General features: G+C 34.1%; 18 protein-coding genes. 12 read left to right on the top strand and 6 right to left on the bottom strand.

What is annotated here, in order from left to right; genetic code table 11:
* Positions 1-95 precede the first annotated feature (95 nt).
* From EW15_RS09765 to EW15_RS09710, 12 genes are all read left to right on the top strand, one after another.
* Positions 96-6908, top strand: coding sequence for a Calx-beta domain-containing protein (locus EW15_RS09765; protein ID WP_038654669.1), 6813 nt, complete (start codon positions 96-98; stop codon positions 6906-6908).
* 66 nt (positions 6909-6974) lie between these two features.
* Complete coding sequence (locus tag EW15_RS09760; RefSeq protein WP_038654665.1) at positions 6975-8168, top strand: glycosyltransferase family A protein; 1194 nt, start codon at positions 6975-6977, stop codon at positions 8166-8168.
* Positions 8169-8170: 2 nt separating this feature from the next.
* Positions 8171-8941, top strand: coding sequence for a glucose-1-phosphate cytidylyltransferase (gene rfbF / locus EW15_RS09755; RefSeq protein WP_038654662.1), 771 nt, complete (start codon positions 8171-8173; stop codon positions 8939-8941).
* Positions 8935-10062, top strand: a complete 1128-nt coding sequence (gene rfbG / locus EW15_RS09750; protein WP_038654659.1) for a CDP-glucose 4,6-dehydratase — start codon at positions 8935-8937, stop codon at positions 10060-10062. Before rfbF ends, rfbG begins: the two co-directional genes overlap by 7 nt.
* A 4-nt stretch (positions 10063-10066) precedes the next feature.
* Positions 10067-10597, top strand: a complete 531-nt coding sequence (locus EW15_RS09745) for a dTDP-4-dehydrorhamnose 3,5-epimerase family protein (protein ID WP_038654656.1) — start codon at positions 10067-10069, stop codon at positions 10595-10597.
* A gap of 4 nt (positions 10598-10601) precedes the next feature.
* Positions 10602-11828 carry a class I SAM-dependent methyltransferase gene (locus tag EW15_RS09740; RefSeq protein WP_038654653.1) on the top strand — a complete coding sequence of 409 codons (1227 nt, stop codon included), beginning with the start codon at positions 10602-10604 and terminating at the stop codon, positions 11826-11828.
* Positions 11829-11838: 10 nt separating this feature from the next.
* On the top strand, positions 11839-12966 hold the full coding sequence (locus EW15_RS09735) for a DegT/DnrJ/EryC1/StrS aminotransferase family protein (RefSeq protein WP_038654650.1): 1128 nt from the start codon (positions 11839-11841) through the stop codon (positions 12964-12966).
* Positions 12963-13595, top strand: a complete 633-nt coding sequence (locus tag EW15_RS10375) for a NeuD/PglB/VioB family sugar acetyltransferase (RefSeq protein WP_052041218.1) — start codon at positions 12963-12965, stop codon at positions 13593-13595. Before EW15_RS09735 ends, EW15_RS10375 begins: the two co-directional genes overlap by 4 nt.
* A 4-nt stretch (positions 13596-13599) precedes the next feature.
* On the top strand, positions 13600-15213 hold the full coding sequence (locus EW15_RS09725) for an asparagine synthetase B (RefSeq protein ID WP_038654647.1): 1614 nt from the start codon (positions 13600-13602) through the stop codon (positions 15211-15213).
* A complete protein-coding gene (locus EW15_RS09720; RefSeq protein ID WP_038654644.1) occupies positions 15195-15995 on the top strand; it encodes a cephalosporin hydroxylase family protein in 801 nt (266 codons plus the stop codon). Before EW15_RS09725 ends, EW15_RS09720 begins: the two co-directional genes overlap by 19 nt.
* Before the next feature lie 176 nt (positions 15996-16171).
* A complete protein-coding gene (locus EW15_RS09715) occupies positions 16172-17599 on the top strand; it encodes an asparagine synthase C-terminal domain-containing protein (protein WP_197049681.1) in 1428 nt (475 codons plus the stop codon).
* A gap of 14 nt (positions 17600-17613) precedes the next feature.
* Positions 17614-18843, top strand: coding sequence for a glycosyltransferase (locus EW15_RS09710; protein WP_038654638.1), 1230 nt, complete (start codon positions 17614-17616; stop codon positions 18841-18843).
* Between the two features lies 1 nt (position 18844).
* Here EW15_RS09710 and EW15_RS09705 read toward each other — a convergent pair whose 3' ends face one another.
* The 6 genes from EW15_RS09705 to gmd form a co-directional block, all read right to left on the bottom strand.
* Positions 18845-19450 carry a methyltransferase domain-containing protein gene (locus EW15_RS09705; RefSeq protein ID WP_225866567.1) on the bottom strand — a complete coding sequence of 202 codons (606 nt, stop codon included), beginning with the start codon at positions 19448-19450 and terminating at the stop codon, positions 18845-18847.
* 3 nt (positions 19451-19453) lie between these two features.
* The gene (locus tag EW15_RS09700; RefSeq protein ID WP_052041217.1) at positions 19454-20593 is read right to left on the bottom strand and encodes an HlyD family secretion protein; all 1140 of its coding nucleotides are present in this window, start codon (positions 20591-20593) and stop codon (positions 19454-19456) included.
* The gene (locus EW15_RS09695) at positions 20590-23547 is read right to left on the bottom strand and encodes an ABC transporter transmembrane domain-containing protein (protein WP_038654636.1); all 2958 of its coding nucleotides are present in this window, start codon (positions 23545-23547) and stop codon (positions 20590-20592) included. The genes EW15_RS09700 and EW15_RS09695 overlap by 4 nt, the downstream gene beginning before the upstream one ends.
* A 20-nt stretch (positions 23548-23567) precedes the next feature.
* Positions 23568-24284, bottom strand: a complete 717-nt coding sequence (locus EW15_RS09690; RefSeq protein ID WP_038654633.1) for a peptidylprolyl isomerase — start codon at positions 24282-24284, stop codon at positions 23568-23570.
* An 11-nt stretch (positions 24285-24295) separates the two neighbouring features.
* Complete coding sequence (locus tag EW15_RS09685; RefSeq protein WP_038654630.1) at positions 24296-24487, bottom strand: DUF6447 family protein; 192 nt, start codon at positions 24485-24487, stop codon at positions 24296-24298.
* Between the two features lie 104 nt (positions 24488-24591).
* The gene (gmd, locus tag EW15_RS09680) at positions 24592-25647 is read right to left on the bottom strand and encodes a GDP-mannose 4,6-dehydratase (protein WP_038654627.1); all 1056 of its coding nucleotides are present in this window, start codon (positions 25645-25647) and stop codon (positions 24592-24594) included.
* Between the last annotated feature and the right edge of the window lie 45 nt (positions 25648-25692).

Genomic DNA, 25692 nt, shown 5'->3' with positions numbered 1-25692 from the left:
TTACAGCTTCCTATATTCTCCGGGATCCACTTCAGCTGGTTACTCGGTAACCGCAGCTAAACTGCAAATCCCCTTTACTTAGACACAATTCCAGAATGGCCAACGCGACTGCGACTCAACTACAACAGCTGTACATCGCTTACTTCGGACGCGCAGCTGATCCAACTGGTCTTGATTATTGGACCGACACAGGCGTTACTACAAAGGCTTTTGCAGCTAGTCAGTACGCTCAGAATGAATTTAAATCTGTATATGGAAGTCTTTCAGTAGAGGCTCAAGTTAACCAGATCTATCAAAATCTATTTGATAGATCAGCCGACGCTGCAGGACTTGTTTATTGGACTAAACAGATAAATTCAGGCGCGTTGGAACTTGCTTCAATAGCTAATGATCTTATATGGGCTGCAACCAATAATTCTGGTAGTGATGATGACAAGACTGCACTAACAAACAAAACGAATGCTGCTGTTGCATATACAGCTGCAGTTAAAGCTGATGCTACAGCTCTTCTTGCTTATCAGCCTCAATCTTCAGATCCATGGGTTGAAGGAAACAATTTTGCTGAAGGTAAAACATTTATTGCTGGTATAGATAAAGATACAACTCATACAGCTGCTCAGGTTACTGCGAGTATTACAACTATAAAAACTAATGGTATCCAAGATGGGAAATATACACTTACTTCTAACGCGCCAAGCATTACTGAAACTGATTCAGGTACTAAAACTCTTGCATTTACATTAACGCTTGATCAAGCAGCTACTACTGAAACCACAGTTAACTACGAGACATTAACTACTGGAACAGCTACAGCTGGTGATGACTTCACAGCAGCATCAGGAACAGTTACTTTTGCGGCTGGTCAAAAGACAGCGACGGTAAATGTTTCTGTACTTGGTGATACAGATGTTGAATCAGATGAGACAGTTAAGGTCAAGTTCTCTGGTTCAAGCCTTTCTGCTGATGTAACTGGTACAGGTACGATCAGTAATGACGATGCTGCTGCTTCAACTTATACACTTACTTCAACCTCACCAAGTGTTACTGAAACTGATTCAGGTACTAAAACTCTTGCATTTACATTAACGCTTGATTCTGCAGCAACTGCTGAAACCACAGTTAATTACGAGACATTAACTACTGGTACAGCAACAGTTGGTACAGATTTCACAGCAACATCAGGAACAGTTACTTTTGCGGCTGGTCAAAAGACAGCGACGGTAAATGTTTCTGTACTTGGTGATACAGATGTTGAATCAGATGAGACAGTTAAGGTCAAGTTCTCTGGTTCAAGCCTTTCTGCTGATGTAACTGGTACAGGTACGATCAGTAATGACGATGCTGCTGCTTCAACTTATACACTTACTTCAACCTCACCAAGTGTTACTGAAACTGATTCAGGTACTAAAACTCTTGCATTTACATTAACGCTTGATTCTGCAGCAACTGCTGAAACCACAGTTAATTACGAGACATTAACTACTGGTACAGCAACAGTTGGTACAGATTTCACAGCAGCATCAGGAACAGTTACTTTTGCGGCTGGTCAAAAGACAGCGACGGTAAATGTTTCTGTACTTGGTGATACAGATGTTGAATCAGATGAGACAGTTAAGGTCAAGTTCTCTGGTTCAAGCCTTACTGCTGATGTAACTGGTACAGGTACGATCAGTAATGACGATGCTGCTGCTTCAACTTATACACTTACTTCAACCTCACCAAGTGTTACTGAAACTGATTCAGGTACAAAAAACCTTGCATTTACAGTAACGCTTGATTCTGCAGTAACTGCTGAAACCACAGTTAATTACGAGACATTAACTACTGGTACAGCAACAGTTGGTACAGATTTCACAGCAACATCAGGAACAATTACTTTTGCGGCTGGTCAAAAGACAGCGACGGTAAATGTTTCTGTACTTGGTGATACAGACTATGAATCAGATGAGACAGTTGTGGTCAAGTTCTCTGGTTCAAGCCTTACTGCTGATGTAACTGCTACAGGTACGATCAGTAATGACGATACTGACCCTGCTCAAACAGCTAAAACATTAGTTTTAACTACAGGTACTAACACCGGATCTGATTTCACTGGATCAAGTGTTGCAGATACTTTCGACGCAAGTACATCTAATTCATTAAACAACGGAGATGTGCTAGCAGGTGGTGATGGCGATGATGTTTTAAACGCAACATTCAGTACTGCTCATACTGCCTCAGTTACCTCTACGTCGATTGAAACTTTCAACTTAACCTCTGGTAACGCAGCTGTTACTTTGAATCTTGCTGCAGCAACTGGTATTACAACTATTACTAATACTGGTTCTAATGATAATAATCTAGTCCTCAATAATATCGTAGCTGTACCTACAACAATCAACATCAATACAAATGATGGTGATTCAACATTCCAATTTACTAATACTGCACTAGCTGGTTCAACTGATGATCTTTTGATCAATCTAGATGGAGCAACTGGAAACTCAACAATCACAATTTCTAGGGCAGCAGGTGCAACTAACGATCTGGAAACACTTTCATTAGTTTCTAGATCAACAGCCAATGTAGTTGCAACTATTACTACTGATGCTGTTGATACAGCGACAGTAGAAATTAGTGGTGATCAAAATCTTGAAGTTACAAATGCTTTTGGGAATGAAGTTTTAACGATTTCTGCTGGTTCTGCTACTGGAGATTTAGACCTAACTACTGGTACTGGAGACATGACTGTCACTACCGGAGCAGGTGCTGACACTATTATTTCTAGTACTGGTGATGACACCATTACCGCTGGAGGTGGAGCTGACAGTATCACACTTGGTACTGGTACTGATAACGCTTCAGGTGGTGCAGGTATTGATACTTTCATTGAAACATCAGCAGGTTTGACATCTGTTGACACAATTTCTGGAGGAGATGGAGTTGATATTCTTTCAATCTCTGATGCTTCAACAGTTATTGATTCGGACTTCAACAATGTCACATCTGTTGAGACATTGACTCAAGGTACGACTAATGCTGCTAACACCATTACTCTTGGTTCACTAGCTGATGCTTCAGGTTTAGCCACAATCACTGGTAATGGAACTGGTGTAGATACAGTTACCGTCGGAGCAGGTTTTGATAATGCTCTTACCGTAAATGTCGCAACTGGTAATGATCAAATTGATGCTTCTGCTTCAGCGGCTGCAGTCAATATCGCCGCTGCTGCTGCTTCAATTACTACCAATGACACACTCAAAGGTGGTACTGGTGCAAATGACACAATTACATTGACAGCCGATTCAGGTACAGCAAACCTTGGTGCTTCAGTTACTGGATTTGAAACAGTCACAGTCGCTGCTGCAACAACTAATGACATAAAAATTACTACTAAGGACGAAAACGCAACAACTTCTCAAGCACTAACTGTTAACGCATCTGCTTTAACCAACACAGCTGCGGCTTTAACTTTCACATCTAGTGAAAACAGCACAGCAACTATCAACGTTACTGGTGGTGCTGGTGCTGATTCCATTACAGCTGGAACAGAGACATCTAACTTTGCTGGTGGAGGAGGAATTGATACCTTTAGTTTCACTTCAGCTCAATTAGTATCTACAGATACAATTTCTGGAGGAGATGGAGTTGATATCCTTTCAATCTCTGATGCTTCAACAGTTATTGACTCGGACTTCACCAATGTCACATCGGTTGAGACATTGACTCAAGGTACGACTAATGCTGCTAACACCATTACTCTTGGTTCAGTAGCTGATGCTGGTGCTTTGGCCACAATCACTGGTAATGGATCTGGTGTAGATACAGTTACCGTCGGAGCAGGTTTTGATAATGCTCTTACCGTAAACGTCTTAACTGGTAATGATGTAATTGATGCTTCTGCTTCAGCGGCTGCAGTCAATATCGCCGCTGCTGCTGCTTCAATTACTACCAATGACACACTTAAAGGTGGTACTGGTGCAAGTGACACAATTACATTGACAGCCGGTTCAGATACAGCAAACCTTGGTGCTTCAGTTACTGGATTTGAAACAGTCACAGTCGCTGCTGCAACAACTCATGACATAAAAATTACTACTAAGGACGAAAACGCAACAACTTCTCAAGCACTAACTGTTAACGCATCTGCTTTAACCAACACAGCTGCGGCTTTAACTTTCACATCTAGTGAAAACAGCACAGCAACTATCAACGTTACTGGTGGTGCTGGTGCTGATTCCATTACAGCTGGAACAGAGACATCTAACTTTGCTGGTGGAGGAGGAATTGATACCTTTAGTTTCACTTCAGCTCAATTAGTATCTACAGATACAATTTCTGGAGGAGATGGAGTTGATATCCTTTCAATCTCTGATGCTTCAACAGTTATTGACTCGGACTTCACCAATGTCACATCGGTTGAGACATTGACTCAAGGTACGACTAATGCTGCTAACACCATTACTCTTGGTTCAGTAGCTGATGCTGGTGCTTTGGCCACAATCACTGGTAATGGATCTGGTGTAGATACAGTTACCGTCGGAGCAGGTTTTGATAATGCTCTTACCGTAAACGTCTTAACTGGTAATGATGTAATTGATGCTTCTGCTTCAGCGGCTGCAGTCAATATCGCCGCTGCTGCTGCTTCAATTACTACCAATGACACACTTAAAGGTGGTACTGGTGCAAGTGACACAATTACATTGACAGCCGGTTCAGATACAGCAAACCTTGGTGCTTCAGTTACTGGATTTGAAACAGTCACAGTCGCTGCTGCAACAACTCATGACATAAAAATTACTACTAAGGACGAAAACGCAACAACTTCTCAAGCACTAACTGTTAACGCATCTGCTTTAACCAACACAGCTGCGGCTTTAACTTTCACATCTAGTGAAAACAGCACAGCAACTATCAACGTTACTGGTGGTGCTGGTGCTGATTCCATTACAGCTGGAACAGAGACATCTAACTTTGCTGGTGGAGGAGGAATTGATACTTTTATTTTCACTTCAGCTGGTTTGGTATCTGTTGATACAATTTCTGGAGGAGATGGAGTTGATATTCTTTCAATCTCTGATGCTTCAACAGTTATTGATTCGGACTTCACCAATGTCACATCGGTTGAGACATTGACTCAAGGTACGACTAATGCTGCTAACACCATTACTCTTGGTTCAGTAGCTGATGCTGGTGCTTTGGCCACAATCACTGGTAATGGATCTGGTGTAGATACAGTTACCGTCGGAGCAGGTTTTGATAATGCTCTTACCGTAAACGTCTTAACTGGTAATGATGTAATTGATGCTTCTGCTTCAGCGGCTGCAGTCAATATCGCCGCTGCTGCTGCTTCAATTACTACCAATGACACACTTAAAGGTGGTACTGGTTCAAGTGACACAATTACATTGACAGCCGATTCAGGTACAGCAAACCTTGGTGCTTCAGTTACTGGATTTGAAACAGTCACAGTCGCTGCTGCAACAACAAATACTATAAAAGTTACTACTAAGAACGAAAACGCAACAACTTCTCAAGCACTAACTGTTAACGCATCTGCTTTAACCAGCACAGCAGCTACGTTTACCTTTGTCTCTGGAGAAACTGGTACAGGTGAATCACTTGCAACTGTCAACGTAACTGGTGGTGCTGGTGCTGACTCAATAACAGGTGGAACTGAGAAATCTAACTTTGTTGGAGCCGGTGGAGCAGATACATTTACATTCGCATCGGGTAGTTTAACTTCTGCAGATACCGTTTCTGGTGGAGATGGAGCTGACGTCCTTACATTCTCTGATGCATCAACAGTTGTTGATGCTGACTTCACGAACATAACTAGTGTTGTCAACCTTGACGGTACAGGAGGTGCAAATACAATTACTCTTGGTTCAAAAGCTGATGCAACGGGTATAGCAAGTATTCAAGGAGCTGCAAGTGCTGTAGATACAGTTACTGTTGGAGCTGGTTTTGATAACGCACTATCCGTGAATATCAACGCTGGTGCTGACTCAATTGATGGTTCGGCATCATCAGCTGCAATAACAATTATTGCCGCTGATGGAGAAATCACAGCAGATGACACACTGAAAGGTGGTACTGGTGCTAATGACATCATTCAAATCACTGCTGTTGAGGGTGGTACAACTACCTTCGGAGCAAGTTTCACAGGATTTGAAACGATTGGGGTTACTGCTGCTACAACTCAACAGTTGAAAATTGTTATGGGTGATGCTTTGTCTGCAGGAGAGACAATTACCCTTACAGCAGCAGTATTGACTGGTGGTAGCGGTGAACTTGATTTCAACGGCTCTGCTGAAATAGAAGGTAGTTTCAATATCACTGGTTCTGCCGGTGCAGATACTATTAAGGGTGGACTTGGTACAGATACTCTTAATGGTGGTGCTGATGGTGTTGACGTCTTCTACACTTACAAAGGTAACGACGTTGTTGACTTTGGAGAAACTACAGGCGATAACGACGTTTGGTACATGAGTGGTGCGGCAAACAGTTCAAGTAACCTTGACACAATCACCAACTTTGAAGCTGGTGCAAGTAAGGACATCTTGAATCTAACCTCACTCGCTTCATTCAATAACACAACCACTGAGGCATTGCATGTACTTACAACGTTTAATGACGCTGGTGCAGACAATGACAACGTTCTTGTACTGAATACAGGCAACTACTACGCTAACGCTGCTGCATTATTGGATACTCTTGAAGAGGGTAACACCACTATTGGTTCATCTGTTCATACAGCTGCCTCACAAGTTGTAGTTGCTTACCAAGCTGCAAGTGGAGGTAATGTAAGAATTGCTGAAGCTACTCTCGCAACTGCTGGAGGTTTCACTGCAGTGGCAGATTTGGCAATACTTTCAGGTGTTACTGATGTCACAACCTTGGCTGCTACAAACTTCGTTCTTGACTAATTAACTTAGTTAAATCTTATTTAAAGAGGGGGTAATAACCCCTCTTTTTTTTTTATAAATCAGTCTATGAGTGTTTTTCATTCTTTAATTATTCCTACCCGTAATAGGCAAGAATACGTTGTAGATGCAGTATCTTATTATTTACGATCTGTTGATAATCTCGGAGAGGTAATTGTTGCTGATAATTCTGATCAAAGACAATTAATTTTGAAATATCTTCAACCTTTCTTATACGATAAAAGATTAAAAATTTTAGCCTCACCTAATCCGACTCTATCAATGAGAGAGAATTGGGAGAGAGGTGTATCTGTTAGTCAGGGTGAGTGGGTCTCTATCATTGGCGATGATGATATTCTTAGCCCTGATTTAGTTTTTTTTCTTAGACACTTTTTAACTAATGCTGGTTCTGAGCAATTTGAATCTTTGAACTGGAGAGGAATTAATTTTTCTTGGAAAGGTGTTACTGTAGATTCTAGGAGAAATCCTGCAGCAATTCCTGTCGATGGTGATCAGTTACGAAGAATTCCTTCTGAGGAACATTTAAAAAAATCTTTAAGGTGGGATGAACCTAAAAGATCAATGGGTTCTGGACCAACTATTTATCATGGATGTTGGAAACGTAGCTTAATTAATAAAGTTAAAGATTTGAATAATGGCGTTGTCTTTGGCGCTGAGACCGTTGACTATGAGGCTGGTTACAATGCCCTGTTGTGTACTAATGAATTCGTTATGATAGAGCGCCCTTTCTCAATTCTAGGTGCTTGCGAAAAATCTAATTCAGCTGCTGTTATTGATTATAAACATAAGAAAAATGCTATTGATAACTGGTATAAAGATGCTGGAACGGTTGATGGATTAGCAAGTGATCAACGTCTACCATTTTCACTAGCACTTTGCATTTATTTTTTAAATAATTATTGGATGGAAAAACATAATTATTTTGTTGAGGTAAATAAAGTTAATGTAATTAAAGGCGTAGCTCAAGAACTGACAACACTTGATCCTATTTATTTTGATAAATTTAAAGATGAGCTAATTACTTTTATTCAGCAGACTGACTTAGCTGAATTTTTACCTGAGTTTAAACCGCAAAAAAGGCAAAAACATGAAGTAGGTTGGAATGGTTTAATGAATGGCGCAATGATTATCGATCCTGATAAATATGCAGATAGAGTTATAGACTTTGCTGACATTGCATTTTCTATGTTAACTCCTTGGCAAAGAATTGGGACTAAATATAAAGTGGATAAAATCTTATAATTATGTTAGCTGTAATACTTGCAGGTGGCTTAGGGACCAGACTTTCTGAAGAAACAGTAATAAGACCTAAACCACTGGTCGAAATCGGAGGAATGCCAATCTTGTGGCATATTCTAAAGATCTATAGTTCTTTTGGTGTTAATGAATTTATTATTTGCTGCGGATATAAAGGATATTTGATTAAAGAGTATTTTGCTAATTATTTTCTTCATATGAGTGATATTACGTTTCATATGGATGAGGATAATCGAATGGAAGTTCATCAAAAAAGAAGTGAGCCATGGAAAGTTACTCTTGTAGATACTGGAGATTTAAGTCAAACTGCTGGTAGATTAAAAAGAGTAAAGTCATATATTCACTCTGAATCTTTTTGTTTTACATATGGAGATGGGCTCTCAAATGTAAATATAGATGAGTTAATCAAATTTCATAACAATCAAAATTGTTTAGCAACTCTTACTTCTGTTCGGCCACCTGGTAGGTATGGCGCAATCAAATCGAATGGCAATAAAGTAACTGATTTTACTGAAAAACCAGAAGGGAATTTGTCTTGGATCAATGGTGGATTTTTTGTAGTAAATAAAAAAATTTTTGATTTAATTAAAAATGATGATTCCAGTTGGGAGAATGATGTTCTTCCTAAGTTAGCTTCAAAAGGTGAGCTTTCTACTTTCAACCATGACGGTTTTTGGCAACCTATGGATACTTTGCGTGATAAAAATAAACTTCAAGATCTATGGTTATCTGGTCAAGCACCGTGGAAGTTATGGTAGCTAAAAGTTTACTAAAGGGAGATGATACTTTTTGGAAAAATAAAAAAGTTCTAATTACTGGTCATACTGGTTTTAAAGGTTCCTGGCTAGCTCTATGGTTATTAAGAATGGGTGCCGATGTGTCTGGTTTTTCTTTACCTACTTCAAACAAAAATAAGTTATTTAATGAATTAGATTTAGCTCAATTATCAACTTCTAATGCTTATGGTAACTTTAAACATTATGAGGGAGATATAAGGGATAGTAATACTTTAAAAAAAATAATTGTTGAGGTACAACCACAAGTTGTTTTTCATCTTGCAGCTCAAAGTTTAGTTTTAAATAGTTACTTAAATCCTATAGAAACTTGGGAAATTAATATTATTGGAAGTTTAAAAGTTTTGGAATCTTTAAGGGATTTGGATCACGATTGTGCCGTTGTTTGTATAACTTCAGATAAAGTCTATCAAAATAGACAATCTCTATATGGATATCGTGAGGATGATCGCTTAGGGGGAAAAGATCCTTATAGTTCAAGTAAAGCTGCAATGGAGATCGTAATAAATAGTTGGAGAGAAAGTTTTTGTGGAATTGGCAATTATCAAATCAAAAATATATCTATTGCGACTGCTCGTTCTGGCAATGTAGTAGGAGGTGGAGATTGGGCAGAGAATCGCTTGGTTCCAGATGCTATTAGTAGTTTGATTCAAAATGAAACTATTCCTTTACGAAATCCAAATTCAAGTCGTCCCTGGCTTCATGTCCTTGAACCTCTCTCTGGTTATTTAATTCTTGCGAAAGAGTTATTTTTAAATCATAGGAATAAAGTTAGTGCCAAATTTAGCCAACCTTTTAATTTTGGACCAAATATTCAATCAAATAATACAGTTAGACAATTGATTGAATGCTTATTAGAATATTGGCCAGGAGAATGGGTTGAAATATTATCTGAAGACACTCCAAAAGAAGAGGAATTATTATTTTTGACAAGTGAGAAATCTTATAGACTTTTAGGGTGGAAGCCTAAATGGGATTTCTCACAAACTATTTGTAAAACCGTTTCATGGTATAAAAAGAATTACGATGGAATAAATGCTTTAGACTGTTGTATCTCTGATCTAGAAGCATATCAATCAAAATAATAATATGCATATAAAAGAACTCTCTATTGAAGGTTTATTTGAGATATATGCCATTGAGAATTCAGATAGTCGTGGTTCATTTATTAACATTTTTAGAGACAATAATTTATTATTTAGGGAAGCTTGGGGTAATAGAAAAATTCGTCAGGTTAACATCAGTAATAATATTAAAGTTGGCTCTATAAGAGGTTTACATTTTCAATCAAATCCTTATATGGATGCAAAGATTGTTCGTTGTCTTAGTGGTAAGATTTGGGATGTTGCAATTGATTTGCGTGTAAATTCATTAACCTATTGTCAATGGGTTGCAACTACTTTGTCGCCTGAAAAATTAAATGCCTTATTTATCCCTGAGGGGTTTGCTCATGGTTTTCAAGTTTTAGAGCCAAATAGTCAAGTATTATATCTTCATTCTCAGGATTGGGTGCCAGAATTTGAAAAAGGCTATCGATGGAATGATTTCAAATTTAAAATTAATTGGCCTTTACCTTTAACTGAAATAAGTATGAAAGATCAATTATTACCTTATTTTTAAAAAGATGAAATACAAGTGTCGTCATTGTTCTGCTTTACTTGAAGAGGAAGTTATTGATTTAGGCCATCAACCTCCAAGTAATGCTTATATTTCTAAATCGAATCTTCATTTACCTGAAATTACTTATCCTTTGAAATTATTTGTTTGTTCAAAATGTTGGCTTGTCCAACTACCTGAACATGCTAAAGCTGAAGAGCTATTTACTTCAGATTATGCTTATTTCTCAAGTACTTCTAAATCTTGGTGCGAGCATGCTAAACAGTTTACATATAAAGCAATTGAAAAACTAGGTCTTAATCGAACTAGTTTAGTTATAGAAATAGCGAGTAATGATGGTTATTTATTAGAGTATCTTCAACGCGAAAAAATACCGAATATTGGGATTGAGCCAACTATGGAAACGGCTTATGCTTCTAGGAAGAAAGGTATAGAAACAATTCAGAAATTTTTTGGATCTAATCTTGCAAATGAATTGCTGGAGAATAATCTTAAAGTAAAAAATAAAGCAGATTTGATAATTGCAAATAATGTTTTAGCTCATGTTCCAGATATTAATGATTTCATGTTAGGTGTGAAACTTTTACTTAAAAATGATGGGTATGTTTCTATTGAATTTCCTCATTTATTAAATTTAATCAAATATAATCAATTTGATACAATATATCATGAACACTACAGTTATCTGAGCTTGAATTTTGTTCAGGTATTGTCAAATCATGTTGGATTATCCATTGTAGATGTTGAAGAATTAAATACTCATGGTGGGAGTTTAAGAGTTTGGCTAAGACATAATAATATTTCTCAACCTAATCAATCTGTAGAAAAAATATTAAATATCGAAAAAGATTATGGATTACTTCATTTAGAAACTTACAAAAACTTCCAAAGAAATGCTGAGTTTTCAAAATACAATTTAATTGAATATTTGATAACTCAAAAGAAGATTGGTAAGAAAGTTATGGCTTACGGTGCTGCTGCTAAAGGTAATACATTAATTAATTATGCAGGTATTAAATCTGATTTAATACCTGCTGTTTTTGATAATGCAAAAAGCAAACAAGGCAAGTTTCTTCCAGGTAGTCATATTCCTATTCTTTCGCCAGAAAAGTTGAATGATTTGAATCCTGATTCAATTTTAATTTTGCCCTGGAATCTTATTGATGAATTACAAAAAGATTTATTAGGATATAAACTTTTCGTTGCGATGCCTAAAATGAAAGAGATTTCTTGATCTGAGAAATATGTCTCCTAAAGTACAAGATAAAATTCCATATACTAGACCATCAATAACGGATTTAGAAACTAATTATGCTACTGATGCTGCAGCTAATGGCTGGGGTGAAAGATGTTATGACTATATTTATAAATTTGAAAATAGATTTAAAGATTATGTAGGAACTTCTTTCGCAATTTCAACTAGTAGTTGTACTGGTGCACTTCATATGGGTATGAAAGCACTTGGTATTGGCCCTGGGGATGAGGTCATTTTGGCAGATACTAATTGGATTGCCACAGTTTCACCAGTAGTCCATCTTGGCGCACAGCCTGTTTTTGTAGATATTGAAGAGGAAAGTTGGTGCTTAGATCCAATACAAGTTGAAAACGCAATAACAAAAAGAACGAAAGCAATAATTGCAGTTCATCTTTATGGGAATTTAGCTGATATGAGTAAATTATTATCAATAAGTAAGAAGTATAATCTTTATTTAATTGAAGATGCTGCTGAAGCCATCGGATCAGTTTATCTTGGTAAAAAAGCAGGATGCATTGGTATTTTCGGTGCTTTTTCTTTTCATGGAACAAAAACCATTACAACTGGCGAGGGAGGCGCATTAGTAACTAATGATTCTAATCTTTACGAGAAGGTATTGACATTGTCCAATCATGGAAGATCTAAATTTCAAAAGAAGCAGTTTTGGGCGGACAACGTTGGGTATAAATATAAGATGTCAAATATTCAAGCTGCTATAGGGCTTGCTCAGCTTGAAAGAATCGAGGACTTGGTAGCGAGAAAAAGAGAAATTTTAAGTCAATATAAAAATTATTTATCTAACTTTAGTGGTTTAACTTTTAATTATGAACGCACTTCTTGCATCAATGGAGCGTGGATGCCTACAGTCGTTTTTGATGATTATCTGAATATCAATAGAGACTCTTTAGCTCATGCTTTTGCAGAGCAGAATATTGATGCAAGGGTATTTTTTTGGCCACTTTCTTCGCTTCCTATGTTTACATCCCAGCGAAATAATATTAATTCATGGTCTATACCAGAGAGGGCAATAAATCTTCCAAGCTTTCACGATATTTCGGAGGAACAAATTATGAGATCTGTTAATTGTATTCGTCATTTATTTAATCAAACCAAATGAAATTTAAAAATACGATAATTATTGGTGCTAATAATCCTACAATTATTAGAACTATTAATGATATCAATAGTTTTTCAAAAACAATAAATGTTTTAGGATTTATAGATAATAATTTTCAGAATATAGGTAATTTCTATCATGGAATTCCTATCTTAGGAGGTTTAAATGATTTAAAATATTTTCCCGAAGATGTCAGTTTAATTAACACAATCGCTAGCAAAACAAATCTTAGAAAAGAAATTACTAATTCATTTATTGAACAAGGATTTAATTTTTTAAATGTAATTCACCCTTCAATTAATATAGATTCTGTTACTTTTGGTCAGGGTAATATAGTATATGAAAATTCCATGATTCATCCTCAAGTAAAAATTGGATCTCATAATGTTATATCTAGTTGTTCTGGTATAGCTCATGAAAGTTCTATTGGTGATTATAATTTTATTGGACCTGCCTCTTATATCTGTGGCAAAGTGAAAATTTGTGATTTAGTATACATAGGTGTAGGAGCAAAAGTCCTACCTAGACTTACTCTGGGATCTGATTCTTTGATTGCTGCTGGTGCTGTTGTTATTTCTGATATAAAATCCAATAGCAGAGTGCGTGGTGTCCCAGCAAAACCATTTTAAATATATGTGTGGTTTCGTTTGTTCTTATAATGATAATAGTTTTCAACTAACTAATTCTCTTAATTTAATTAGTCATAGAGGACCTGATTCATCTAAAACTCTTATAAAAAATAATTGGCAAATTGGTTTTAATCGTCTTTCTATAGTGGGAAATCAAGAAGATTTTGATCAACCTTATACAGAAAATAGTAATGAAGATTGCTTAGTTTTTAATGGAGAAATTTATAATTTTAAAGAACTAGCAGATGAATATGATATTAAATCCTCAAAAATTTCTGATACAGAAGTTTTGTATAAACTTTTAAAGTTTAATATTAAAGAAATTATACCAAAACTTGATGGGATATTTGCTTTTGCTTATATAAATTTTAGAAGAAATGAAGTCTTTTTAGCGAGAGACTTCTTTGGAGTTAAACCAGCTTATTATTCTTTTCTAAACGGAAAACTATATATTTCAAGTGAATTAAGGCCTCTTTCTTCTCATTTAAATTCTTCATATAATTCTCAGGCTTTAGTAGAATATTTATCTTATGGCACTACTTGGAATTCAGATACTATTTATAAATCTATAAATAAAATTAATGCAGGTGAAATTATTCATTTTAATTTAAAAAATAATAAGAGAAATCAATATTCATTTGATTTGATAGTTAATAAAACTCTCAAAGCTAAAAAAACATACTCTGAAATTTTTTCGAATTCTGTAAAAAGCCAAATTCCTGATTTGCCTTTTGGAATTTTGTTTAGCGGTGGAATTGATTCTACTTTAATTTTATTAGAGCTAATGAAAAATAAGAAACTAACTTCAATATTTTCTATTACTCTAGATGATATTGAGATGAATGAAAAATATTGGCAAGATTTGGTAATAAAAACTTTTAATATTAAATCTAATTACTATGAAGTAAAAACTAACAATAATGATTTTACTCCTGAGAATATTTATCATTCTTTATATCAATTAGATTTACCTATTACACATCCTAATTTTTTAGGAGCACTAGCAATTGCCGAAAAAGCTAAATTCTATGGACTTAAAGTTTTGATCTCTGGAGAGGGTGCAGATGAATTATTCTGCGGCTATAGATGGCACTTACAAGATTCAATCAATATGGAAAATATTCTTGGTTATGTTCCTTCTTCAATTATTGCAAAGGTCTTAGGAATACAGAATTTCAATCCACCAAAATTCACTGAGATGAGTATGGATGAATTTTTTATTAAATATTATCTTCAAAGATGGTTAACAAGAGCAGATTTGACTGGCATGAAACATTCAATAGAAAATAGAGTTCCATTCCTTTCTAATTCTTTATATGAATTTTCAAGATCTTTTTCTTTAGATCAAAAAACTGCAAATAAAACTATCACTAAGATTCAGTTAAAAAAAATGCTTGCAGGATCATTATCTAATGATTTTATTTATCGAAGAAAAAGGGGTTTTGATTATCCGCTAAATTCCTGGGTTGATGGTTCTTTAGAGAAAATTATATCTAGTCGCTCAAATGAGATGATTAATGATATTAAGACTTTACTGATTCCTCACCAAAATTCATATTTTTATTCCAGAATTATATTCATACTTTCCAGCTTTTTTTTATGGGAGAAGGGTCTTTAAATCTTGAGCCTGTTTTAGACTTTCAAAACGAAGTAAGTGAGAATCTTAAAAAATTATCTTCTGCAGACGAACTTAAAAGGTTTTCAAAAGACTGGATAAATGCTGCCGCTCCTTATCGATACACATACAACTTTAGTTGGCTAGGAAGACCAATCATACAATTTCCTAATGACTCATGGGCTTTACAAGAAATTATTTGGAAAACAAAGCCTGATTTAATAATTGAAACTGGAATTGCTCATGGAGGATCATTAATCATGAATGCTTCTATTTTGGCTCTAATGGATATGTCTGAAGCAATTCTCAATAATCAATCATTAGATCCAAGAATATCTAAGCGTAAAGTTTTGGGAATTGATATTGATATAAGAAAGCATAATCAAGCAATGATTGATTCACATCCGATGGCATCTAGGATTGAAATGATTGAGGGGTCAAGCATTAATCCTGATGTAGTTGATGAGGTTAAAGATTTTTCTTCCGAGTTTAAAAATATCATGGTTTGTTTAGATTCTAATCATTCTCATGAACATGTACTGTCTGAATTGAATTCATACGCACCACTTGTTAGTAAAGGGTCCTATTGTGTTGTATTTGATACTGTTGTTGAAACAATGCCAAAGGATCTATTTTTAGATCGTCCTTGGGGGCCAAATGATAACCCTAAGACTGCATTGAAAGAGTATCTGTCTACACATAAAGAATTTGTAATAGATTTAGAAATAGATAATAAATTAATGATATCTTCTGCCCCAAATGGATATTTAAAGCGTATTTCATAGCTTAAATATTAATCTTAGTATTTATGAATTATCCTAAATTCTGATCGATTATCTTATGTATGAAGAATTTTGAATTTAATGGAATAAGGTTTTCAACTCTATTCCCTTCGCGTTATGTAAAAGAGACCTTAAATGGATCCTCTGGAAGAATATTAGTTGGAAGACAATATAAAGGTTTGATAAATAAAATAGATGGTAATTATATAGAAATTAAATTTTCTGATAATAAGGTTTCAATTTTAAGAGATAAATTTGGTAGTATTCCTCTTTATTATCGCTTGGATTGTTCTTATATATCTACATCCTTAAGTGATTTGGTTTTACCAGATGATGAATATTGTATTAATTCAATGAGTCATTATATTACGAATGGAATCCTTTTTGGCTCAGATACTCCATATAAAAATATCAAGAAATTATGTCCTTATGAAAGATTAATTTTCATAAATAAAAATTTTAAGGTGATAAATATAGAAAATTATTTTCCTAATATATCTAATGATTTCAAAATTGAGATTTTAGAAGAAATAATTTTGAATTCTATAGAAAATATTAGATCAATTGAAGATAATTCAAATAAAATACTTCTCAATCTTTCTGGAGGAAATGATTCATCTTTATTATTATCATTAATGAATCATGTAGGTTTTGATTCTGATTCTATTATTTCAAATACTTTCTATCATTCTGATTGGAGAACTGATTTTGATGATTGGATTTGGTCAAAAAGGGTTGCGGATATTTATTCTATAAATAATCAATTATGTAAGATTGATGTTTCAGATTTCAATAAATTTAATTTAGAATTGATACATCAAACTAAAGGTTTGTACCATACATATGGAACTGCATTTCATTGTCAAACATCATTTGTTAAGAATAATCTAGATAATGAGAGTATAATTATTAACGGATCAGGCCCTGATGAAGTAATTATTGGAACCGAAAAGATAGAAGTTTCTACCTTAATTAATCAAGGAAATAAAAGCTATCAAGATTATTTTAATTATTTATTCACTGCTCAAGATTATAATAAAATTCCATTAGAAGAAGTTTCTGAATACTTCTTAGAAAAAGTTTGTATTCAGGATTTAAATTTTACAAAATTAGTTGAACAAAGTTTTAATACGAAAAAGTCATTTGCTGATAACCAAAGATGCTTTCATTCTTTATTTGTTTTACAAGATCATATATCGACATTATTTGCTGCATCTGGATGTTCAAAAATGGCTATGATTTTTCCCTTCCTAACAAATGATTTTTTTGATTTCTGTTTTTCAACTCAATTTAATATATTAAATAATGAAAGTATTTATAAAAAATGTATTAAAGATATTCTGATCAAATATCTACCTCATGACATTGTATATAGGAAGAAAATTGGATTTCAATCACCTAGTAGGATATATTTTGCTAATAAAAATTTAATGGGACTTGAACTATTAACATATTTTGAAAAGAATAGTTCCATTTTGAATTTGGATAAATTAATTCAACCAATAAATAAAAGATTAATGATTGAAGCATCTCTTATAAAACGTTATGATTTTTTAGAATGGAATATATTAAATATACTAAGATTAGAAAATATTAGCTCCTCATAGGATTTTACATAGACATGGATATATTATTTATACATCAAAATTTTCCAGCCCAGTTTATTCATTTAGCCCCTGCTCTTGTTCGTGAAGGACTTAATATAACCACCTTGACCAATTCACAATCAGTTTCTAAAAATATTGATGGAATACGATTTTTTAATTATCCTATTAAACGATCAAGTTCGAAAAATATACATCCTTGGCTTACTGATTTAGAAACTAAAACTATTAGAGGAGAATATTGTTTTAGGGCTGCATATGAATTATGTCAAAAAGGATATAAACCAAATCTTATAATTTCTCATCCAGCATGGGGAGAAAGTCTATTTTTAAAAGAAATATGGCCTGATGCCAAAATAGCTATTTACTGCGAATTCTTTTATCGTTCTTTAGGAGCAGATATTAATTTTGATCCTGAATTTCCGATTACGGACCCTGGTGATCCATGTAGAGTAATGATGAAAAATATTAATAATAATCTTCATTTACAAATTGCTGATGTTGGTATTAGTCCAACCAAATGGCAAAAAAGTACCTTTCCAGAATATTTCCAAAAAAAAATTAGTGTTATTCATGATGGTATAAATACTACTTTATTAAGGCCTAATGATTCGATTGAAATTACTTTAGATTCTGGATTGAAATTATCAAAAAGTAATGAGATTATAACCTTTGTCAATCGTAATCTCGAGCCTTATCGAGGATTTCATACTTTTATGAGGTCATTACCTAAGATATTAAAGGAAAGGCCTAATTTATATGTATTAATTGTAGGAGGAGACTCAACTAGTTATGGAACCCTCCCTGAGAATGGTAAAACTTGGAAAGATATTTATGCCAATGAGGTTAAAGAGAAATTGACCGATGATCAATATAAAAGAGTAATCTTTCTTGGAACTTTGACATATGATAAATATATGTCTGTTTTACAAATATCAACTATTCATGTATATTTAACCTATCCATTTGTACTCTCTTGGAGTTTATTGGAGGCAATGAGTATTGGTTGTCCTGTGATTGTCAGTAATACAGAACCCTTACATGAAATTATAAAAGATCATGAAAATGGTGTGTATGTAGATTTTTTTGATTTTGAGGATCTTTCAAAACAAATCTTAAGTATTTTAAATAATTTTAAATTACGATCAAAACTATCTGAGAATGCCAGAAAATTTATTGTGAAAACTTACGATTTGAAAACTATATGCTTACCAAAGCAAATTTCATGGGTTAAAAGTCTTTTATGAATTATGGAAATAAATCTATTGCTAAAGATTTTATATCTTTTTCTTGCCATTCCTTACAAGTTGCCAATGCCCAAATATCAAATTCCGAACTTCTCGTTTGACTTATAACTTGACAAAAACCAGATTTTTGAAGAACTTTGATAAGCACTTTCTCTGTGAATCCGCATTTATGTGCCATAAATGTATTACCTTTTGCAATTGAACTTCTGTGACCGTAAATTATATCTAATGGCGAGATAGGTCCTTTGCCACTTTCATAAGCAGGTTCGAGTAATTTATCTTGTACAACAAGTGAACAAACAGACTTTAAATCAGGGCATGTTATCAAAATAAATCCTTGAGGTTTAAGTTTTTTTTGAAATTCTTTTAATGCTACTGTGACTTCGTGTGGATATAAATGCTCAATATTATGAGATGAGAAAATTGCATCTAGTGAATTATTTTCAATGTTATTCATCTCTGTCATACTTCCAACAACATCAGGATTTACTTGCGGATCAATATCAAATCTAATTTCTTCCCAACTTGATAACTTAAAAGGAGTATTAGAGATGTCTTTAACTCCGCATCCAACATGGAGAAACTTTTTTTTATAGTTAATACTCAATTTTTATAGAGCTCTCAAAGAATCAGCTTTGTCTTCAAAATTATTTAAAAGCAATTGTAGATAGCTAACTTTTCTTAATTTTATATTTGCAGTAAGACTCATACCTGTTTGCAATGGTAGCCTTTTTTTATTCTTTAAGATTAAGTGCTGTGATTCCAATTTGATATCTGCAGGGAACCTAAACCCCTTATTTTGAGATGGCTCGGGCACCAATGCATCGGATCCAATTTTAGTTACCTGTCCGTGAATTACTCCAAAATCTGTAGCAGGAAATGAATCAATACTTATATCCACTGATTTACCAACACTTACAAAACCTATATCTTTGCTTGCTATTTCTACTGTTGCTTTTAGTTTTTCAATAGGGACTATTTTCATGACTGGCTCGGTTGTTCTCCCAACAAAACCAGATGCTTTTGGCTTCAAATCAAAAACTATTCCATTTGAAGGTGCAATAATCGATTGATATTTTAGTGTGACGTTTGACTCGGCTATCCTGCTTTCTAATTCAGAAATTTTATTTTGTTGATCGAGAAGCTGTATTTCTGCAATTGCCCCTTCTTTAACAAGAGCTTTATATCTTTCTAGCAAATCTTTACTAATCAATAAACTATTAGATAATGCTTTTCTCCTTGCATCAGTCACTTCGGTATCTAATTTAAGTAGGATTTGACCTTTTTCAACTTTCTCACCTTCCTCAACAAGTATTTCTCCAATGATACCCTCAAAAGGCATTTGAACATCTACTACACCATTTATTGGTTCGAGTTTCCCTTGAGCGATTACTATCTCTTCTGTCTTGGCAAATGCCAACCAACTTAAGCCAAACACAGTTCCACCCATAATTGACCAACTAATTGCGCTTGCCCAATAAGTTGAATCTTTTAAAACAACTTCATTTGAGTTTCGAGCAATAGCTTTTTCACTGAAATCTTTTAATTTCTTAATCCATCTATTAGGTTCTATTTTATCAAGTGAAATTTGATTATATGTTTTTCCAATAATATTATTCTGTCTTAAATAATTGAATTTTTTAACTAATTTATTGATTTTGATTTTATCAAGAATAATTTTTTTATTATTTATCCAAAAGTTTTTTTCATATAACGAAGAAATATTTAGTTTTTTAATTTTATTAATCAACTTGCCTCCTGCTGTCTATAAAGAGCATAGTACCTTCCAAGTTTATTCATTAGCTCTTCATGGGTGCCAATTTCACATAATGATCCTTGGTGTAACATCACAACTAAATCGGCATTTTTGATTGTACTTAAGCGGTGCGTAATGAAAAATACTGTTGTGTTTTTACAGAATTCTTTTAAGTTGTCGCAGACTTGCCTCTCAGTGTTGTAATCAAGTGCACTAGTAGCCTCATCCATTATAAGAAGTTTAGGTTTACTGATTATTGTTCTAGCTATTGCAATTCTTTGTCTTTGACCGCCTGAAAGCCCAGCTCCTCTCTCTCCTACATTTGAACTATATCCATTTGGTAATTCCATTATAAACTCATGAGCACCAGCGATTCTTGCAGCTTGCACAATTTTGTCGCTAGATGCCTCAGGATCAGTTAATGCAATATTTTCACTGACTGTTCCAGCAAATAACAGAGGGTCTTGTGGAACGATACCTACTTGTCGTCTCAAAGAATAAAGTTCAACTTTATTAATGTCATAGTTATCTATTTTTATTGTTCCTGAATTAGGGCTATATAGTCTTGGAAGCAATTTCATTAAAGTGCTTTTTCCGCTTCCGCTCTGTCCAACTATTCCAGTAAAAGTTCCCTGATCTATATCAAGGTTAATGTTATTTAATACATTAATTTCACTGTTATCAAAAGCAAAAGATACATTTTTGAACTCTACTTTACCTTTTATAGATGGTAGTGGAATGTTGGTTTTGTCGGATTCTGAAGATTCCTCAGGGGTGTCAATTATATCGGCTAATCTTTCGAAAGAAACTCTCAATTCTTGTAGGTTTTGCCAAATAGTACTGAGTCTTAGAAGTGGTTGTGTTACGTAACCAGAAATTATTCTAAAAGCAATTAGTTGACCTAATGTTAGTTTCCCAGATAAAACTAAAGAAGCACCAACCCAAAGGACTAGCAGTTGAGAGAGTTGCTGTAATACTTGACTAGTTTCGTTTAAAGCTGTCCCAGTTATGGTTCTCTCAAATGTTCTGGAAATGTATTTATTGTAAAGGTTTTGCCATTTCCAACGACTAACAGTTTCAACATTTTGTGCTTTTACCGTTTGAATTCCAGTAAGAACTTCAACTAGGTGACTTTGTGTATTTGCATTTTCAATTGCGACCTCTCTTATTTGTTTTCTTATTAAAGGAGTTCCTATTAAAGTTAAACCAACTTGTAAAGGAACAACTGCTAAAGCTATAAATGTTAATAGCCAGCTATAAATAACCATCACTAATATATATATTACAGAGAATGCCGCATCAAGAACAGTTGTAAGGGCTTGACCAGTTAAAAAGTTTCTAATCTTTTCTAATTCTGCAATTCGACTTCCGAGTTCACCAACGGGTCTTTTATCAAAATAATTAAGTGGTAATCTTAATAAATGATCTATAACTTCAGATCCTAATCTGGTATCTATACGATTCGTAGTTTCTGTAAACATAAATGTTCTTAGACCACCCATTATGCCACCAAGAATAGTTACAAAAATGAGGGCAATACCAAGTATTTGAAGAGTGTCTAAACTTCTTTGATTAATGACTTTGTCGATAATAACCTGGATTAATAAAGGATTAGCTAAACCAAAAAGTTGAACGATGAATGAAGCTAAAAATACTTGAGATAAAACTGTTTTATATTTTTTAAGTGATGGCCAAAACCAATTTGCTCCAAATTTAATTTGAGGACTTGAGTTGGTTCTATCTACAAATAGAACTTCAATACCATCGGGAAAAATATCCTCTAGTTCTTCGGAATTAATTATTAATTCACCCTCACTAGGTGATGCAATAACTAATCCTTTGGAATTACTTTCTTGAACCAATACAAAACTTCCTTTCCATGGAATTAGAGATGGAGTTTGCAACCGAGTACCACTCTCTGCGGATATTCTTGCACTTCCAGCATGTAATCCAAGCATTGCACATATGCCGCCTAAAAGCTCCATTGTTGGTGCTCTGCCATCAGACAAATTATCTCTTAAGATTTTTTGAACAGCATCTTTTCTGAATGGCAAATCCATTTGTATAGATAACATTTGTAGACAAGCAAGTGCCTCTTCAGCCCTACCTTTTGCTCTGATTATTGCTCTGTTTTTAAATTTCTTATTTGTATTTTTTCCCAAATCAATACTACTGCGGCTAGGTAAAATTGGTGCTAAATTTTTAGAATCGGTTTCTATGAGATTATTGTTTATTTCAGTTTCATTCTGTGAAATATCTTCCTTCTGTTTGCTTATTGATCTATAAAAATCTATAGGTATAGAAATTATTCTTGTCTCTAACGGTGGACGGGCAATTAATTTAGTCTTATGATCTATTATTTGATGTAAATTATGATTTTCGATATTTGAACTTGCAGTAAAAAATATTCTATTTTTATCTTCTTTTAGATATTCATTATTTTGAAGAGTATGTAGATTAACTTGAGCTAATGAATCTTTAAAGAAAGACATGAAGTTATTCTCTTGTAATGCGTTTTCATTTGCCAGATTTCTCACTAAAGAATGTATTTCTGCAGGAAAGAGTTTACTTTTGCACCATTCTCTAAAATCTGGTTCTTCTTCATATAAACTAATAATAATTTGATCAGGTATTGATAAAGCAATTACTTTAGTGATGGCACTTACTTCTTCACAACCTTCGACTCTAAGCAATGAAGCTAACCCAACAAATGCTCCTGCACCTAATTTGCCAATAGTATAGTTCTCATTGCCATCTTGACCTATTAGTCTTGCAGTTCCATCAAGAATAAATAATATTGAATCTTGTATATTTTCTTCCTTAGATAATGGTTGGCCGATATTAAAAATGACAGATTTTGAGCTACCTAAGACTTTGTTTAAGGCTTTTTCACTTAATAGTTTGAATGGTGGTAAGTTGTTAAGTGAAAGAGTATTGATGTTATCCATTTTCTATAAATCTGCGTAAATTATGGATTACTCAATAATCTACTCATTATAGACTTTGATTGTTCCTCTACCCATTCCATTAGTAATTCTTTAGCCATATGTAACTTCATATTGTGATCTAGAGTTGCAGATTCAAAGGATTCTAACCGAAGAATAATGTGCCAATTATCCAGAGTAAAAGGTTTGTAAATTTCTCCTGGTTTTATAGAACTAAGGATTTCGATTACTTTGGGGTGAGCTTTGTTAAGAGGTATTGGACCTATTAATCCTTTAGTTACCTTTTCAACTCCCTCAGAGAATTGGAATGCTAAATCATTGAAATTAGCTTCTTGCTCTTTTAGTTTTAAGTAAATTTCTCTAGCTTGAAATTGATCTTTTAATCTGATTAGGCTATATACGACAATATCAAGTTCCGATTTTCTTTTTAAAAACCTAGATTCAGTTTTGTGGAAGAATTTATCTATACAGAGTTTTTTCAATTTTTCATTATAATAAATGTTAGTTTCAAATTCATCTTTTTTAAAATTATTAGTTTTAATCCATTCGTAATACTCTTCATCGCTATTTAGTTTATGTTCCTTTCGGAATTGATCTTGAATATTTTTTTTCTCTATAGAAGTTAATTCAACATCGTTAATACTTTTTTCATAAAAAATATTTTTAATTAAAGCAAGTAAAATATCATGTTTATGTAAAAGTTTTATAGTTGCTTGATCAAGATTTTTTAATTCATCCATTTAAATTGCTGTTAACTTTGTTTTGATAATTCATCTTTAAGAGCTTGAGAATAAGCTGATACGGCAGTTTTGAAAACAGCAATTTGAGCATCTAATCTTTTAAGTTCATTTTGGGCAAACTGTAAACTTAAAAGCTGAGAATTAACTGTATCACTGAGCTCGTCAGTATTGTATTCTTTGCCATCAATTGTTACTTTAGCCATTGTAAAAATTTTTTCGGATAATAATCCAGGTAAATGTATGTTGCTAGTGGGGTTACCCGCCCAAAAAATTTTTGCTTTTAATTAAGATTTTCAATTTTAAAACTTTATGTGTTGATCCTTTCTTGTTTTAAGTCAAAATCAATCATTTCTTCAACTAATGAATCAAGCGTAGTTGTTGGTTGCCATCCAAGTTGAGCATGTGCCTTACTTGGATCACCTAAAAGTGTTTCGACCTCAGCTGGACGGAAATATTTTGGACTGATTTTAATAACTTTTTTCCCCGTATCTTTTCTAATCCCAATTTCTTCTATTCCTGACCCTGTCCATTCAATACCTCCCCAGCCTAATTTGATTGCAGATAATTCAATGAACTCTCTTACTGAAGCTTGAATTCCAGTAGCAATTACATAATCTTCTGCTTTATCTTGTTGGAGCATTCTCCATTGCATTTCAACATAATCACGAGCATGACCCCAATCTCGAAGTGAGTTAAGGTTCCCCATGTGAAGTAAATCTTGCAAACCTAACTCAATTCTTGCCAAACCTTTGGTGATTTTCCTGGTTACAAAAGTTTCACCTCTTCTGGGAGATTCGTGATTAAAAAGGATGCCATTGCATGCAAACATTCCGTATGATTCTCTGTAGTTAATTGTTATCCAATAGGCGTAAAGTTTAGCTACGCCATATGGACTTCTTGGATAAAAAGGAGTGTTTTCTGATTGTGGAATTTGACATGCCTTACCAAAAAGTTCAGAAGTACTAGCTTGATAAATTTTTGTTTTTTTCTGTAAATTTAAAATTCGTACAGCTTCGAGTATCCTCAATGGTCCTAATGCATCAGTTTGAGCTGTATATTCTGGAGATTCGAAGCTTACTGCTACATGACTTTGTGCTCCTAAGTTATATATTTCATCAGGTTCAATTTCATTAATTATTCTTATAATGTTTGTACTATGAGTTAGATCTCCATAGTGAAGATTAACTAAATCGTGCCCATTTTTCTCTTTTAAAATATGGTCTATTCTAGTTGTATTACTTGTACTCGTTCGTCTTTTGATCCCATGAACTTTGTAGCCTTTTTCGAGTAATAGTTCGGCAAGATAGCTTCCATCTTGACCTGTAATCCCTGTTATAAGAGCAGTTTTCTGTTGACCTGCCACTCTTGTTCAACTTACAAAAGATTATTGTACCCCATCAACTTATTG

Source organism: Prochlorococcus sp. MIT 0801 (genome assembly GCF_000757865.1).
GTDB lineage: Bacteria > Cyanobacteriota > Cyanobacteriia > PCC-6307 > Cyanobiaceae > Prochlorococcus_B.
This window is presented reverse-complemented; position numbering and strand designations above follow the sequence as displayed.

Bases quoted from the DNA above. Each gene is read 5' to 3' on its own strand.
- EW15_RS09685 (WP_038654630.1), bottom strand. From the start codon at position 24,487: ATGGCTAAAGTAACAATTGATGGCAAAGAATACAATACTGACGAGCTC.
- EW15_RS09735 (WP_038654650.1), top strand. From the start codon at position 11,839: ATGTCTCCTAAAGTACAAGATAAAATTCCATATACTAGACCATCAATA.
- EW15_RS09720 (WP_038654644.1), top strand. From the start codon at position 15,195: ATGGGAGAAGGGTCTTTAAATCTTGAGCCTGTTTTAGACTTTCAAAAC.
- EW15_RS09690 (WP_038654633.1), bottom strand. From the start codon at position 24,284: ATGGATGAATTAAAAAATCTTGATCAAGCAACTATAAAACTTTTACAT.
- EW15_RS09760 (WP_038654665.1), top strand. From the start codon at position 6,975: ATGAGTGTTTTTCATTCTTTAATTATTCCTACCCGTAATAGGCAAGAA.
- rfbF (WP_038654662.1), top strand. From the start codon at position 8,171: ATGTTAGCTGTAATACTTGCAGGTGGCTTAGGGACCAGACTTTCTGAA.
- EW15_RS09710 (WP_038654638.1), top strand. From the start codon at position 17,614: ATGGATATATTATTTATACATCAAAATTTTCCAGCCCAGTTTATTCAT.
- EW15_RS09740 (WP_038654653.1), top strand. From the start codon at position 10,602: ATGAAATACAAGTGTCGTCATTGTTCTGCTTTACTTGAAGAGGAAGTT.
- EW15_RS09725 (WP_038654647.1), top strand. From the start codon at position 13,600: ATGTGTGGTTTCGTTTGTTCTTATAATGATAATAGTTTTCAACTAACT.
- EW15_RS09765 (WP_038654669.1), top strand. From the start codon at position 96: ATGGCCAACGCGACTGCGACTCAACTACAACAGCTGTACATCGCTTAC.
- EW15_RS10375 (WP_052041218.1), top strand. From the start codon at position 12,963: ATGAAATTTAAAAATACGATAATTATTGGTGCTAATAATCCTACAATT.
- rfbG (WP_038654659.1), top strand. From the start codon at position 8,935: ATGGTAGCTAAAAGTTTACTAAAGGGAGATGATACTTTTTGGAAAAAT.
- EW15_RS09695 (WP_038654636.1), bottom strand. From the start codon at position 23,547: ATGGATAACATCAATACTCTTTCACTTAACAACTTACCACCATTCAAA.
- EW15_RS09745 (WP_038654656.1), top strand. From the start codon at position 10,067: ATGCATATAAAAGAACTCTCTATTGAAGGTTTATTTGAGATATATGCC.